Origin of the sequence: Actinoplanes awajinensis subsp. mycoplanecinus (genome assembly GCF_001509495.1) — a bacterium.
Classification (GTDB): Bacteria; Actinomycetota; Actinomycetes; order Mycobacteriales; family Micromonosporaceae; genus Actinoplanes; species Actinoplanes palleronii.
Window position 1 is genome coordinate 1 of the sequence record NZ_LLZH01000276.1, and the last position, 13,669, is coordinate 13,669.

Annotated in this window: 11 protein-coding genes and 1 pseudogene; 3 read left to right on the forward strand and 9 right to left on the reverse strand. The window is 71.6% G+C overall.

From position 1 onward, the window contains the following. Positions 1 to 247: 247 nt before the first annotated feature. On the reverse strand, positions 248 to 2,011 hold the full coding sequence (locus ADL15_RS26515) for a thiamine pyrophosphate-binding protein (protein ID WP_067696831.1): 1,764 nt from the start codon (positions 2,009 to 2,011) through the stop codon (positions 248 to 250). Beyond that, positions 2,011 to 3,486 (reverse strand): aldehyde dehydrogenase family protein, encoded by a 1,476-nt coding sequence (locus ADL15_RS26520; RefSeq protein WP_067696834.1) that lies wholly within the window; start codon positions 3,484 to 3,486, stop codon positions 2,011 to 2,013. The genes ADL15_RS26515 and ADL15_RS26520 overlap by 1 nt, the downstream gene beginning before the upstream one ends. A gap of 250 nt (positions 3,487 to 3,736) precedes the next feature. Here ADL15_RS26520 and ADL15_RS26525 point away from each other — a divergent pair, with 250 nt between their 5' ends. Next, positions 3,737 to 4,525 (forward strand): IclR family transcriptional regulator, encoded by a 789-nt coding sequence (locus tag ADL15_RS26525; RefSeq protein ID WP_067696837.1) that lies wholly within the window; start codon positions 3,737 to 3,739, stop codon positions 4,523 to 4,525. 54 nt (positions 4,526 to 4,579) lie between these two features. Continuing rightward, a complete protein-coding gene (locus ADL15_RS26530) occupies positions 4,580 to 5,794 on the forward strand; it encodes a CaiB/BaiF CoA transferase family protein (RefSeq protein WP_067696839.1) in 1,215 nt (404 codons plus the stop codon). Between the two features lie 55 nt (positions 5,795 to 5,849). Here the strand turns inward: ADL15_RS26530 and ADL15_RS57125 are convergent. From ADL15_RS57125 to ADL15_RS26560, 7 genes and pseudogenes are all read right to left on the reverse strand, one after another. After that, positions 5,850 to 6,356, reverse strand: a pseudogene (locus ADL15_RS57125) (shikimate dehydrogenase); the annotation flags it as partial. 138 nt (positions 6,357 to 6,494) lie between these two features. After that, positions 6,495 to 7,334: a pyrroloquinoline quinone biosynthesis protein PqqB gene (pqqB, locus tag ADL15_RS26540; RefSeq protein ID WP_067696844.1), complete on the reverse strand. Its 840-nt coding sequence runs from the start codon at positions 7,332 to 7,334 to the stop codon at positions 6,495 to 6,497. Beyond that, positions 7,331 to 8,686 carry a pyrroloquinoline quinone biosynthesis protein PqqE gene (gene pqqE, locus ADL15_RS26545; protein ID WP_067696846.1) on the reverse strand — a complete coding sequence of 452 codons (1,356 nt, stop codon included), beginning with the start codon at positions 8,684 to 8,686 and terminating at the stop codon, positions 7,331 to 7,333. Before pqqE ends, pqqB begins: the two co-directional genes overlap by 4 nt. Beyond that, positions 8,683 to 9,378: a pyrroloquinoline-quinone synthase PqqC gene (gene pqqC / locus ADL15_RS26550; RefSeq protein WP_067696848.1), complete on the reverse strand. Its 696-nt coding sequence runs from the start codon at positions 9,376 to 9,378 to the stop codon at positions 8,683 to 8,685. The genes pqqE and pqqC overlap by 4 nt, the downstream gene beginning before the upstream one ends. Next, entirely contained in the window at positions 9,360 to 9,485 is a 126-nt protein-coding gene (locus ADL15_RS56530) for a hypothetical protein (protein ID WP_269748382.1), read from the reverse strand. The genes pqqC and ADL15_RS56530 overlap by 19 nt, the downstream gene beginning before the upstream one ends. Positions 9,486 to 9,502: 17 nt before the next feature. Next, complete coding sequence (locus ADL15_RS26555; protein WP_067696850.1) at positions 9,503 to 11,641, reverse strand: outer membrane protein assembly factor BamB family protein; 2,139 nt, start codon at positions 11,639 to 11,641, stop codon at positions 9,503 to 9,505. Positions 11,642 to 11,653: 12 nt separating this feature from the next. Next, positions 11,654 to 12,703: a ThuA domain-containing protein gene (locus ADL15_RS26560; RefSeq protein WP_067696853.1), complete on the reverse strand. Its 1,050-nt coding sequence runs from the start codon at positions 12,701 to 12,703 to the stop codon at positions 11,654 to 11,656. 174 nt (positions 12,704 to 12,877) lie between these two features. On the opposite strand from ADL15_RS26560, the gene ADL15_RS26565 reads away from it, so the two are divergent. Then, complete coding sequence (locus ADL15_RS26565; RefSeq protein WP_067696856.1) at positions 12,878 to 13,666, forward strand: citryl-CoA lyase; 789 nt, start codon at positions 12,878 to 12,880, stop codon at positions 13,664 to 13,666. Positions 13,667 to 13,669 lie beyond the last annotated feature (3 nt).

Below are 13,669 nucleotides of genomic sequence, written 5' to 3' on the forward strand. Positions count from 1 at the left end.
GCCGTTGATGCCACCCGCGGCGTTCCACTCGTCGACGGCCAGCCGGGCGCCCTTGAGCTCCCAGGCGCCCAGCGAGCTGAGCTGCCCGCTCTGCGCGTCCACGAGCGCGATCTTGATAGGTCCGGAGCTGTCTCCGGAGGACTTCTCGTCCGAGCCGGGAGCGCTGCACCCGGCGAGGACGACAGAAAGAACAGCAATGGCGGAAAGGGCGGAGGCGTGTCGTCGGACCATGTGCGGGTCACCTCAATCAGTGGTGTTGTTCGAAAAGTCCCTGGTAGATGTCTTTGATGTTCCAGTGGCCGGGGGTGGGTACCGGTTCGTTGACCATCGGCACGTCGATCACCGCGGGGCGGCGGCGCTGCACGGCCGCCGTGAGCGCGGCGCCGAGGTCACCGGGTTCGGTGACGTCGTAGCCGTCGGCGCCGCAGGCACGGCCCAGGGCGGCGAAGTCGGGGCTGTACGGGTTGCCGTCCGGGTCGACGAAGTCGCAGCCGTAACTGCGGCCGAACGCGTTGGCCTGCAGGTCGGAGATCGTGCCGTGGGCCCGGTTGTTCATCACCAGGAAGATCACCGGCAATCCCCGCTCGACGGCCATCGGCAGCGCCGGCAGCTGGGCGCTCATCCCGCCGTCGCCGATCAGCGCGACCACCACCCGGTCGCGGTCGGCGAGCTGCACACCGAGCGCGGCGGCCGGGCCGAACCCCATGGTGGACGCGCCGCCCGGGGTGATGAACCGGCCGCTCTCCGGCAGCGGGTAGCACTGGGCCACCCCGTTCTTGTTCCAGCCGACGTCGGTGACCAGCACCGCGTCGGCGGGCAGGTGCGCCCGCACGTCGGCGAGGATGCGTTCCGGGCGCAGCGGGAACTGGTCGCTGCGGCCGCGTTCGGCGCTGGCGGCGAACAGCGCGGTGCGGGCGGTGCGGATCCGGTCGCGCAGCTCGGGGCGGTCGGTGCCGTCGGGGCGCTCACGGCGTACCGAAGAAAGGATTTTGATCGTCGCCGCACGGGCGTCGGCGACCACGCCGATCTCCACCGGATAGTTGCGGCCGATCTCGGCCGGGTCGATGTCGATCTGGATCAGCCGGCTCGGCGGGAAGCGCCAGGTGTACGCGGGATCCCAGGAGCTGGCGTCGGTCTCGGCGAACCGGGTGGCGATCGCCAGCACCAGGTCGGCGTCGCGGGCATAGGCGTTGGTCTCGGCCAGCCCCCAGAACCCGGTCATGCCCATCACCAGGGGGTGGTCGTCGGGCAGCGCGCCCTTGGCCATCAGCGAGTGGGCGACCGGGATGTCGAGGTGCTCGGCGAGCTCACGCAGCGCGCGACGACCCTCCGGGCCGCCCAGCCCGCCGCCCAGGTAGATGAGCGGCCGTTCGGCCGAGAGCAGCGCGGCGGCGATCCGGTCGGCGTCGGCGTCGGCGAGGTCGGGGCGGGTCACGGCCTGCGGCAGCGGGTAGGCCGGCCCGGTGTCCGGCAGCGGGCGGGAGAACAGGTCCATCGGCACGTTGAGCAGCACGGCGCCCGGCCGGCCGGAGGTGGCGGTCCAGAAGGCGCGCTCGGTGAACCGGGTCAGATCCTCGACGCGGTGCACCTGCCAGGCGCGTTTGACGAACGGGCGGTAGATCGCCGTCTGGTCGGCGTCGGCGTGCAGGTTGACTTCCTGGTGCGGGTGCCGGCCGTACATGTAGGACGGGATGTCGCCGGCGATGGCGATCAGCGGCACCGAGTCCAGGGCCGCGGTGGCCACGCCGGTCACCGCGTTCATCATGCCCGGGCCGACGTGCATCAGCACCACACCGGGTTTGCCGGTGGCCCGGGCGTAGCCGTCGGCGGCGTGCGCGGCGGTCTGCTCGTGCCGGGCGATGACGAACTCGATGCCGCTGCGGCCGATCGCGTCCAGCAGCGCGATGTTGGTGTGCCCGCAGGTGCCGAAGATGTAGTCGACGCCGTAGTCGACCAGTTGGGCGACGAGCGCGTCGGCGCCGGTGCGCACGGCGGTGGTGGGCTCGGTCATCAGTCTTCTCCCCAGATCGACAGGTCACGCAGCATCAGGGTCTTGACCACCGTGTAGTCCTCGATCATGTGGCGCGGCGATTCGCGGCCGAAGCCGGAGTCCTTCACCCCGCCGAACGGGATGTGGTCGAGCCGGAAGTTCGACGAGCCGTTCACGATCAGGCCGCCGACCTCGAGCTCGCGCCAGGCCGTGAAAACGCGTCCGATGTCGGCGGTGAACAGCCCGGCCTGCAGACCGAACCGGCTGGTGTTGCAGGTCGCCAGGACCTCGTCGAAGTCGTCGAACGGCAGTACCGTGACCAGCGCGCCGAAGACCTCCTGGGTCACCACGGCAGCGTCGGCCGGTGGGTCGACCACCACGGTCGGGATGAGCGTGGCACCGTCGCGGCTGCCGCCGACGGTGATCCGGGCGCCGCCGCCGGCGGCCTCGGTGGCCCAGTTCAGCACCCGCTCGGCGGCCTGCTCGTCGACCATCGAGCCCACGTCGGTCCGCGGGTCGAGCGGGTCGCCCACCCGCAGGCTCGCCACCTCGGCGTTGAGCAGGTCGACGAACTGCTCGAACCGGGGTCGCGCGACGTAGATGCGCTGGACCGAGATGCAGCTCTGGCCCGAGTTCGTGTAGCCGGTGCGGGCGCACACGCGCGCCGCGGCCGCCAGGTCGGCGTCGTCGCAGATGATCGTCGCGGCGTTGCCGCCCAGTTCCAGGACCAGGCGCTTGGCACCGGCGGCCCGGGCGACGGCGGCGCCGGTCTCGGCGCTGCCGGTGAAACTGATGACTGCCACCTCGGGGGCGGCGCACAGGGCGGCGCCGACGTCGCCACCGCCGTGCAGCAGCTGCACCGACTCGACCGGCGCGCCTGCCGCGAGCAGCACGGCGACGATCGCGGCCGAGACCGCGGGTGCCTGCGGTGGCGCCTTGACGATGGTGCTGTTGCCGGCCGCGAACGAGGCGCCCAGCTTGTGCGCGAGCAGGTTCGCCGGGGCGTTGAACGGGGTGATGGCCAGGGCGACCCCGGCCGGGGCGCGATAGGTCAGCGCGGTGGTGCCGATCCCGCGGGCCCAGCCCGCGACCGGCAGCACGTCGCCGCCGATCTGCCGGGCCTCGGCCGCGCAGACCGCGAACGTGTCGGCCACCCGGTCCAGTTCGCCGCGGCCGTCCTTGAGCGGTTTGCCGAGCTCCAGGGCGATGAGGCGGGCGATCGCCTCCCGGTGGGTGAGGGTCAGCGCGGCGGCGCGTTCCAGGATCGTGGCGCGGGTGGCCGGCGCCAGGCGGGCCACGGTCCGGGCGCTCGCTTGCGCGTACTCGGCGGCGTGGCGGGCGTCGTCCGGCGCGGCCACCCGGGTGCGGCTGACGACCGTGCGGGTGTACGGCCCGATGCGCTCGGCCGACGGTCCGTCGCTGATCCACTTTCCGCCGAGCAGCGCCGGTACGGCAACCACCGATTCCGGCGCGGTGTCGAGGATCGCGTCGAGCATCCTTACCTCCTTGGTCCGTCAAGTGGACCACTTACGGTCTTTCTGGACCGCTGTGCGGACTTGGGTGTAACGTACGGTTGGCCGCCGGGCGAGGGCAAGAGGCATGGTCGAAAAGTTACGAGCAGATGTCCTCATCGCCGGGACGGCAGAATCGTCGGTGTCCGGGACACCACCGCCGCATGCCGCGGCGGCGTCGGGCCACGGTGACGTGGTCGCGACGCGACAGAGGGAGTGAGTCACCGTGCCATCGATGAGCAGTCGCAAGGCCACCGGCGAGGAGACGTCCGACGGTCAGGGCGTCCGCAGCATCCAACGTGCCCTCGACGTCCTGTCGCTGCTGAGCGAGGACCGGCCCCTGATCGCCATCCGCGACATCGTGGCGGCGACCGGACTGGCCAAGACGACGGTGATCCGGATCGTCCAGACGCTGGAGCAGAGCGGGTTGCTGTGGGCGACGAATGCCGGCTACATGGCCGGCCCCGGCCTGTGGCGGTGGGCGCACCTGGCCAAGCGTGGCTGGGAGCTCCCCCCGGAGACCCAGCGGCTGATGCGCGAACTGGCAGCCGGCGAGCGCGAGACGGTCAACGTCTACGTCGCCCGCGACATCGTGCGCATCTGCATCGCCCAGCAGGAGAGCCCGCAGGCGTTGCGGCACGTCGTCCAGGTCGGCGACGAACTGCCGCTGTGGGCCGGCGCCTCGGCGAAGGTGCTGCTGCGCGGCGCGTCGCCGGCCCTGCTGGAGCGGGTGACCCGCTCGTCGCCGTACGGCGAGGAGCACGTGGCGCGCCTGCGGGAGTGGATCGACCAGGCGGCCGAGCAGGGGTACGCGGTCAGCCACGGCGAGCGCGACGCCGGGCTGTCCGCCGTGGCCGTCCCGATCCTGGGCCGATCCGGCACGGTGGTGGCGGCACTGACCCTCAGCGGACCGACGGTGCGCTTCGACGACGAACGCGTCGCCCGGTTCACCCAGGCCCTGCTCGCCGCGGCGACACAGATGAACGAGCGCGGCTTCGATCACCCGCTGGGCTCGTCGTTCTAACCCCCGGCCCGGAACCCTTCGACCCGGCCGGGGACATCGGAAGGAGAAACGCGCATGCAGGATCGGCCGCTCGACGGTGTCCGCGTCCTCGACCTGACCAACGTCCTCGCCGGGCCCTACTGCACGTACCACCTGATGCTGCTGGGCGCGGAGGTCATCAAGATCGAGGTCCCCGGCCGTGGCGATCTCGCCCGGCAGCTGGGGCCGGACCCGGAACTCAATCGCGCCAAGCTCGGCGCGTCGTTCCTGGCCCAGAACGCCGGCAAGAAGTCCGTCGAGGTCGACCTGAAGGATGACGGCGGCCGGGCCACGTTCGAGGAGCTGGTGACGCACGCGGACGTGCTGGTCGAGAACTTCCGGGCCGGTGTGCTCGAGCGCATCGGGTTCGGCTGGGAGCGGCTGCGGGTGCTCAACCCGGCGCTCGTCTACTGCGCGATCAGCGGTTTCGGGCAGCACGGGCCGATGAGCCAGGCCCCGGCGTACGACCAGATCATTCAGGGCCTGTCCGGCATGATGAGCATCACCGGCACGCCCGACACCGTTCCGTTGCGGGTCGGCTTCCCGGTCGCCGACAGCGTCGGCGGGCTCAGTGCCGCGCTGGCCATCACCGCGGCCCTGGCCGGGCGCCGCCACGACGGCCAGGGCCGTTTCCTGGACGTGTCCATGCTGGAGGCGTCGCTGTCGGCGATGGGCTGGGCCGTCTCCAACTACCTGATCAGCGGCGTCGAGCCGGAACCGATGGGCGATCAGAACGCCACCGCCGCGCCGTCCGGGACGTTCGACACCGCGGACGGCCCGCTCAACATCGCGGCGAACCGGCAGGAGCAGTACGAGACCCTGTGCCGGCTCGTGGAACGTCCCGACCTGATCACCCACCCCGACTTCGCCGAGCGGGAGGCCCGCAAGAAGAACCGCCGCGCGCTCAACGAGCAGCTCAACGAGGCCCTGCGGCGCCGCCCGGCCGGCGAATGGGAACGGATCCTGTCGGCCGCCGGTGTTCCGGCGGCGCGAATCCTGACCGTCGCCGAAGCCGTCTCGGCCGACCAGGTGGCGAGTCGCGGATTCATCGCCGAACTCGCGTTCCCGCCGGGAACGCCCCGTTCGGCCGTCGACCGCGCCCGGGGCGGAAACCTGCGGGTGAGCGGCAACGGCATCCTCTTCGACGGCGAGCCGCTGGCTCCGATCGCGCCACCACCGAGGCTCGGGGAGCACAACGCGGACCTGCCCGCGCTGCTGCACCGCTGGCGGGCCACCGACCGGTGCGGGTGAGACCGCCCAGCCGGGTCGCGTTGACCAGGCCGTCGGCCTCGGCGAGCCGGTCGGGTGCGGTCGCCGGCGTGACCGCCTCGACGGTCAGGTCGTGGTGCGCGGTCACCGACCGGGCCAGTCGTCGCGCGCGGTCGAGGTCGACGTCCGCGACGGTGAGCCGACGGGCGCCCGCGACGGCCAGCGCCGAGGCCACGGCCACACCCGCGCCGCCCGCGCCGAGCAGCACGACGTGCCCGGGCGTCACGGCGGGCAGTGCCCGGGCCAGGCCCTGGGCGAAGCCGTACCGATCGGTGTTGTGACCGACCGCGCGGCCATGCCGGAAGACGACGGTGTTCACGGCACCGAGTTCGGCGGCCTCGGGCGCGAGGTCGTCGAGGTACTTGACCACCTCCTGCTTGCAGGGATGGGTGATGTTCAGACCGCGAAAGCCCAGCTGCCGTGCGTGCGACAGCAACTCACCCACGTCACCGGCGGCCAGGCCGAGAACGTCGATGTCGATGATCGTGTAGAGATAGCGGAGACCCTGCCGGTCGGCCTCGCGCTCGTGCAGCACCGGGCTCATCGACGTCGTGATCCCCGCACCGATCAGGCCCACCAGGTGACGCTCGCCGTTCACGACGGCCTCCAGTTCTTTTGTACGAACTAGTACGTTAGTTATCGACGTACGGGGATGCGCTGTCAAGAGCACAGCACCACCCGGTCAGTGATCGGTGAGCAGTTCCAGGCCGTCGGCGGCGATGTCAGCGCCGAGGGACGGATTGGTGTTGTTGAGATGCCCATAGCGGAATCGGGTCCCCGGGTACCCGGTGGTCATCGGGTGCGACGCCGCCATCGGCAGGTGCCCCATCGCCTGCGCGCTGCCCGGCCGCCCGGTGGTTCGGGTGAGCTCGTCGTCGGTGGTGAACGTGCCGTCGAGCAGCACCTCGTCGGCGCCGGTGACGAACGTGCCGAACGCCGGTGTCCAGGCGGGCAGGCAGGTCGCGTAGACGAACGACGAGCCGCTGCGGGTGTCGGTCAGCCGCAGCGCCGAGACCCAGTCCTCGCCGGGGGTGTCACCGGCGTACCGGGGACGTTTGGTGCCCACCGTGAGCCGGTGCACGAGGAGCCCGCCGTCGAGCACCAGCCCGGCGGTCAGGTCCTGCCAGTCCAGGTCGGTGTAGGCGCCGAGCATCGGGCGCAGCGGGAACGCGGTGCTCAAGGCGTGCGTCACCGTCGCGGTCGCATACACACTGATCCGTACGGCCTCGCGCAGGCTCAGCAGGCCCAGCGTGTGATCCAGTTCCGCGGTGGTCAGCAGGACGCCCCGCACCGGCGTCTCGCGCAGTCCGGGCCCGGGCGCCAGCTCCGGCGTACGCAGGACCTGGGTGCGGATGTCCGGGCCCGCGTTGAGCAGGTACCAGGCTGTGCCGTCGCCGGTGACCGCGACGGTGTCCTGTGTCCGGTCGCGCCCGTCGCGGCGGGCGTCCCGGCAGACCGGGCAGGCGCAGTTCCACTGCGGGGCGCCACCGCCGGCGGCGCTGCCGAGCACTCGTACCCTCATCGGTACCGGCGCGCGATCATCAGTGGCCGCCGCGGGCCGGCCGGCGCGACGAGACCGTGGTCCGGTGACAGTGAGCACGCGGGGTCGGTGGCCGTCTGGTCGCCGGTGAGTTGGAAGGCCTGGCAGCGGCAGCCACCGAAGTCGCGTTCGCGCAGCTCGCAGCTGCGGCACGGCTCCGGCATCCAGGCGGTGCCACGGAACCGGTTGAACAGTTCGGCGTCGTGCCAGATCGTGGCGAGGTCGTCGCGGCGCACCGAGGGCGGCTGCGGTCCGGGCAGTTGCGCGGCGGCCAGGCACGGCAGGACCACACCGGTCGGGGACACCGCGAACTGCCGGGTGCCCCAGCCGTTCATGCACGGTTTGGGCCGGCCGGTGTAGTGGTCCGGCTCGACGTAGACGATCTCCATCGTCTCGCCGTAGCGTTCGTGCACCTCCCGGGCGGCGATGGCCGAGCGGCGCACCTGCTCGGTCGTGGGCATCAGGGCCGCCCGGTTGCGCAGACCCCAGCCGTAGTACTGGGTGTGTGCCAGCTCGAGGCGCGCGGCGCCCAGCGAAGCGGCGAGCGCCGCGATGTCGGTGAGCCGGTCCACGTTGGCGGCGTGCAGGACCACGTTGATCGTCAGGGGCAGGTCGGCCTGCCGGATCAGCCCGGCGGCCTCGATCTTCTTCTGATGGGCACGCAGACCGGCGATCGCGTCGGCGGCCGGCGTCTCGGCATGCTGCACGGACAGCTGGACGTGGTCGATGCCGGCGGCACCGAGCCGGTCGAGGCGGCCGTGCGACAGTCCCACACCGCTGGTGACCAGGTTGGTGTACATGCCCAGCGCGCGGGCGTGGGCCACCAGGTCGGCCAGGTCGGGGCGCAGCACCGGCTCGCCGCCGGAGAAGTGCACCTGCAGCACACCGAGCGCGCGGGCCTGGTCCAGCACGGCGATCCACTCCGCGGTGCTGAGTTCGTCGCTGACCGGGTCGATCTGGACCGGATTCGAGCAGTAGCCACAGCGCAACGGGCAGCGGTAGGTCAGCTCGGCGACCATGCCGATCGGCAGCGGCGCCGCGCCGGTGAACGTGCCGGCGCACTGCTCGTGCCGGGCCGGCCGGCCGGCGTCGGTGAGCAGACGCCGGCCGGTCAACTCCTCGACGAGCCGCGTGACGTCGTCGGCACGCAGCTCGTCGAAGATCTGCGCGAGTACGGCGACGACGCCGCCGATGTCGCGCCGGCCGTCGCAGGCCCGGACCACGTCCACGGCCGGGCCCTCCAGCAGCAGGGCGCCTTCCGGGTAGAGCAACGCGTCAGCGTCGCGCACGGGATCGTGCACGAGCCGTACGCCGGTGGCCAGTCCGGGCCTCACGGCACTCCTTTCTGGTAGTCGACCGCGTCGAGGATCGCGCCGAGCACCTCGGTCTTGAAGGTGAGCGCCGCGATCGCCGCCTGTTGTTCGCCGGCGGTGCGGCACTGGGTGAGCACCAGGTCGAGGGTGTACTGGGCGTCGGCACGCACCACCGGGATGCGGTGCTGGAAGTACGCGTACCCGTCCGGCTTGATCCAGTCGTAGTGCTGCTGCCAGGCGGTGACCCGGGCGGCCATCAGCTGCGGGGAGAACAGTTCGGTGAGCGCGGCCGCGGCCGCCTCGGTCCACGGCCGGCTCTGGCAGAAGTGCAGGTAGCCGTCGACGGCGAATCGGGTGCCGCGGGTGACGTGCCGCTCGTCGAGCAGTGCGGCACGGTCGAGTCCCACGGCGTCGGCGAGGGCGAGCCAGTCGGCCAGCCCGCCCTCACCGTCGTGGGGGCCGTCGTGGAAGGTCACCCGCTCCAGCCACCGGCGCCGGACCTCCGGCAGCGGGCAGTTCGCGACGATCGCGGCGTTCTTGCGCGCCAGGATCGTCTGGTAGTACCACCGGTTGGCGACCCAGGAGCGGATCTCACCCGGGGTGCAGGCGCCGGCGTGCAAACGCCGATGGAACGGGTGACGGTCCCAGTAGCGCGGGGCGAGTGCCCGCAGCGCGGCGGCGAACGCGTCGCGGCTCAGCGGGTCCGCGGCCACGGCCAGCTGTCCCCGGAATAGGCCGAGACCTCCGGCCGGGCTTCCAGGCACTGGGTGCGCGGCGTGGTCCAGGTGCGCTTCTTGCTCTTTACGACGACAGCGGACATGAGGGTTCTCCTTGGTGTCAGGAAACGACGATCTTTCCGGTGTTCTGCGGGTAGACGGCATCGTTGTAGAAGTACGTGCCGGGCGTGGTGAAGGTGTGGGTCCAGGACTTGCCCGGCATGAGCACGCCGGTGTCGAACTCGTCGTCGAAGAACGACACGGCGGCGTGCGCGGAGGCGTTGCCCTCCGGGTTGACGAACGTGACGGTGGCGCCCACCGGGATCGTCAGGTGCTGCGGTGCCATCGCGTTCTGCGCGACGGTGTTCTCGGTGGCGCCCGGCGCGCCCCGGGTGGCGTCCCAGATCCGGCCGATGGTGACCGTGTAGCGGGCCGCGGCCCCGGTGACCGGCGCGGCGCGCACGTCGTTGCGTTGCGACGGCGGGGTCGGGGCGGGCGCCGGCGCCACGGTTCCACCGAGCTTGAACGCCCACAGGTGGTCACCCTTCGGGATGTCCGGGTAGGGCAGGCCGTTGCCGCCGGCCAGGACCGCGATGTACTGCTCACCGTCGATCTCGTACGCGATCGGGCTGGTGTGCACCCCGGCGCCGGTCTGGAAACTCCACAGCACGTCACCGGTCACGTCGTCCATGGCGTGCAGCACGCCGTCCGGGCCACCCTGGAACATCACCCGCCCGGCGGTGGTCAGGATCCCGTTGCCGTGCGCCAGCGACCATTCGCCGTCCTTGACCCAGACCGGCGTGTTGGTGACCGGATCGACCGCCGCGATCCCGCCGGCGAAGTACTCCCCCAGCGGCCGGGACGTGTTGACCCGCCCGTCGCGGGCGTTGGAGTACCCGGAGTTGATCAACCCGTAGCCGACGTAGATCCAGCCGGTGTGCGGGTTGAACGACAGGTGCGCCCAGTCCGCGCCGCCGCCGGCGCCCGGGAAGATGATCACCGGCCGGTCCCAGTGCGGGGTGTAGAGCCCGCCGGTCTCGTAGAACGGCACCGGCCGGGTGGCCTTGTCGATCCGCGGTTCCTGCGGGACGAACGGCGCACCGCCCGGAAACGGCTGGGTCGGCGCGGTCCGCTGCCGCACGTCCTGCGGGACGGGCCGCTCGGTCATGCCGTGCACCGCCTCGCCGGTGCGCCGGTCGAGGATGTAGTACATGCCGACCTTGCTGCCGTAGACGACGACCTGACGCTTGCGCCGCTGGACGACCACGTCGATGAGCACCGGCGCCATCACGTTGTCCATGTCCCAAATGTCGTGGTGCACGGACTGGAAGTGCCAGCGCCGCCTGCCGGTCTTGGCGTCCAGGGCGACGATCGAGTTGGCGAACAGGTTGTCGCCGGCGCGCGAGGAGCCGTCCGTACGCGGATAGGGTCCGCTGAACGTCCAGTAGACCAGGCCCAGCTCGGGATCGATCGCCGGGTGGATCCACGGCACCGCGCCGCCGGTCTTCCAGGAGTCACCGGCCCAGGTGTCGTGGCCGAACTCGCCGGGCCCGGGCGCCGACCAGAACGTCCAGGCGATCTCACCGGTGGCCGCGTTCAGCGCGTACGCGCGGCCGCGTGCCCCGCCGGTGCTGCCCTGCATGCCGACGTAGATCAGCCCGTCGAAGTAGACGACCGCGCCGGCCAGGGTCCCGGTCAGGCCACCGCACTGACCGTTGCCCGGGTCGCAGCCGCTGTCGGCACCGCCCTCGTCCGCGGTGATCAGCGCCTTCTGCCAGACGACGGCGCCGGTCTTCTGATCGAGGGCGTAGACGATGTTGGCGCCCGAGGTGGAGAAGACCTTGCCCTCGCCGAGCGCCACCCCGCGCATGTTGGTGCTCCTGGTGCCGAGGTTGGTCTTCCACTTGATCGCGCCGGTGCGCCCGTCGACGGCGAAGACGTTCTGCTGGGTGGTCTGCACGTAGAGCACGCCGTCCTGGACCACCGCGGTGCTCTGCTGGGCCGCGGCGGTGCTGCCGCCCTCCAGATTGGTGTGCCAGGCGCCGCCGAGCCGGTGGACGGTGCGCTTGCTGATCCGGCTCAGGTTCGAGTGATTGGTGTTGCCCAGATCGCCGCAGACCTTGGGAAAGTTCTTGCCGGGCCGGCCGAAGGCGGCTGGCTGTGCGGGGACGGCGGGACCGCCGGCCAGCGCCGGGCCGCCCACCACGGTCGCGCCGGCCGCGCCGGCGGCCGCGCTCGCCAGGAACTTGCGTCGTTGCACGGTGTCCCCGCCTCAGCCGCAGAAGGGGAGGTTGCCCATGGCGGACAGGACCCCGTTGACGACGTGTTTCTTGAAGAAGGCCTGCCCGGGATAGCCGGAGCCGTCGGTCCACGCCGCCGAGTCGTGCCCGAGCGCGGTCACCCAGGAACGGCCGCCGTCGTAGTACTGGCACCAGGAGATCGGGTGGAACGCGCCGTGGCCCGGGTGCGTGCCGGACTTGGTGGCCAGGGTGGACTCGTCGACGCCGAGCAGGAACTTCACCCGGGTCGGGAAGGGCATCCAGTTGTACCACTCGTCCTTGAACTCCCACCGCGCCGGCAGTCCGGCGGTCGACGAGTCCTTGGCGAGGGTGACGACGGTGCCGGCCTGCAGCGCGCCGTGGTCGTAGTACTGGGTGCCGCCGCACAGCCCCTCGTAGTACGGCCAGTTGTACTCGGTGCCGCCGATCGCGTTGTGGATGCCGACGAATCCGCCGCCGGCGCGCACGTACTGCCGCAGCGCGGTCTTGCCGGCGTCCAGGTGCGCGCCCGTGGTGGTGTTGACCGCCGAGCCGGGCTGCACCGCGGTGCCGTGCCTCCACAGCGTGTCCCGGCTGGTGCTGCCGAAGATCACGGCCTTGTAGGTGCTGCCGATGCCCGGCAGCTGGGTGACGTCCTCGGTCCAGTCGACGGCGACGCCGACCTCGCCGAGCCACCTGACGATCGCGTTCTGCAGCACGTGCGCCGGGGTGAGCGCCGGGTTCAGCCCGGCGGCGAGCGCGGGGCCCAGATGCGCGTGCCGGGGTCCGGCGGTACGGCTGTAGAGCAGCACCCGGTCCTGCCGGTTGCTCACCCACGGGTGGTACGACGCGGGCACCTGGCCACGGACCACGTTGTAGTACGGGTCGAAGTACTTCTCCTGGCCGCGGGGGATGTTCGTGGTGATCGGCTGCTTGGTGGTGGGTTCTTTTCCACCCGCGTGGCGGTCGCCTGCTTCGGCCGGTGATGCGACCGCTGCCGTGGCGGTGGTAGCGGCGGTGACGGCGGCGCCTCTGAGTACCGCGCGCCGAGGAAGTTGTGCCATGGACCTGCCCTTCGCCGTGAGCATCGGTCCGCCAGGCGGACCAGTGGTACCGCTGTGAGGTCTCGCTCACTATAGGGACGATCTCTCGCGCTTCACAACCATCGATTTAACGGCTGGAGATTCCGCGGTGCGGTACTTATGGACCGCCTTACGGACCGGGGTTACAGTCTCGCCATGACGGATTCGCTGGCCGCTGACTGGTGGGGCACCGCGGTGTCCCGCATCGAACCCAACCGCATCGAACTGCGCGGCACCCCGGTCCAGGACCTCATCGGTACGATCGGGTTCGGCGCGATAATCTGGCTGATGCTGCGCGGTGAGCACCCCAGCGACCCGCAGGCGGCCCTGCTGGAGGCCGCTCTGGTCGCCGGGGTCGACCACGGCCCGCACGCCCCGTCGATCGCGGTCGCCCGGATGGCCGCCACCTGCGGGGTCGGGCTCAACAACGCCATGGCCAGCGCGATCAACACCCTCGGCGACTCGCACGGCGGCGCCGGCCAGGACTGCGTGCTGCTGCTCGACGAGATCCGCGCCCGGGAGGCCGCCGGGCTCGATCCGAGCGCCGCCGCCGCGGCGGTGATCGCGGCATGGCGAGGTCGCGGGGTCCGGTACCTGCCGGGCTTCGGGCACCGTTTCCACACCCGCGATCCGCGCCGTGATCCGCTGCTGGGCCTGGTCGAGAAGGCGGTCGCCGCCCATGTGGTGCCCGGTGACCACCTGCGCGCCGCCCTGGCCGTCGAGGCGCACCTCAACGCCGGACGGAGCACGCCGGTGCCGATGAACATCGACGGGGCCACCGCCGTCATCTACGCCGAACTCGGCTTTCCCGCACCCTTGGCCCGCGGCCTGTTCGTCCTGAGCCGCAGCGTCGGCATCCTCGCCCACGCCTGGGAGGAGATGGGGCAGGGCAGGCGCAACAAGGGGCCGATCCCGCCCGCCGTCCAGCCGACCTTCCTGGGCTGATCG

Excerpts from the sequence above, each read along its gene's own strand:
- ADL15_RS26515 (WP_067696831.1), bottom strand. The coding sequence starts at position 2,011 with ATGACCGAGCCCACCACCGCCGTGCGCACCGGCGCCGACGCGCTCGTC.
- ADL15_RS56530 (WP_269748382.1), bottom strand. The coding sequence starts at position 9,485 with ATGTCCGCTGTCGTCGTAAAGAGCAAGAAGCGCACCTGGACCACGCCG.
- pqqB (WP_067696844.1), bottom strand. The coding sequence starts at position 7,334 with ATGAGGGTACGAGTGCTCGGCAGCGCCGCCGGCGGTGGCGCCCCGCAG.
- ADL15_RS26520 (WP_067696834.1), bottom strand. The coding sequence starts at position 3,486 with ATGCTCGACGCGATCCTCGACACCGCGCCGGAATCGGTGGTTGCCGTA.
- ADL15_RS26525 (WP_067696837.1), top strand. The coding sequence starts at position 3,737 with ATGAGCAGTCGCAAGGCCACCGGCGAGGAGACGTCCGACGGTCAGGGC.
- ADL15_RS26530 (WP_067696839.1), top strand. The coding sequence starts at position 4,580 with ATGCAGGATCGGCCGCTCGACGGTGTCCGCGTCCTCGACCTGACCAAC.
- ADL15_RS26565 (WP_067696856.1), top strand. The coding sequence starts at position 12,878 with ATGACGGATTCGCTGGCCGCTGACTGGTGGGGCACCGCGGTGTCCCGC.
- ADL15_RS26560 (WP_067696853.1), bottom strand. The coding sequence starts at position 12,703 with ATGGCACAACTTCCTCGGCGCGCGGTACTCAGAGGCGCCGCCGTCACC.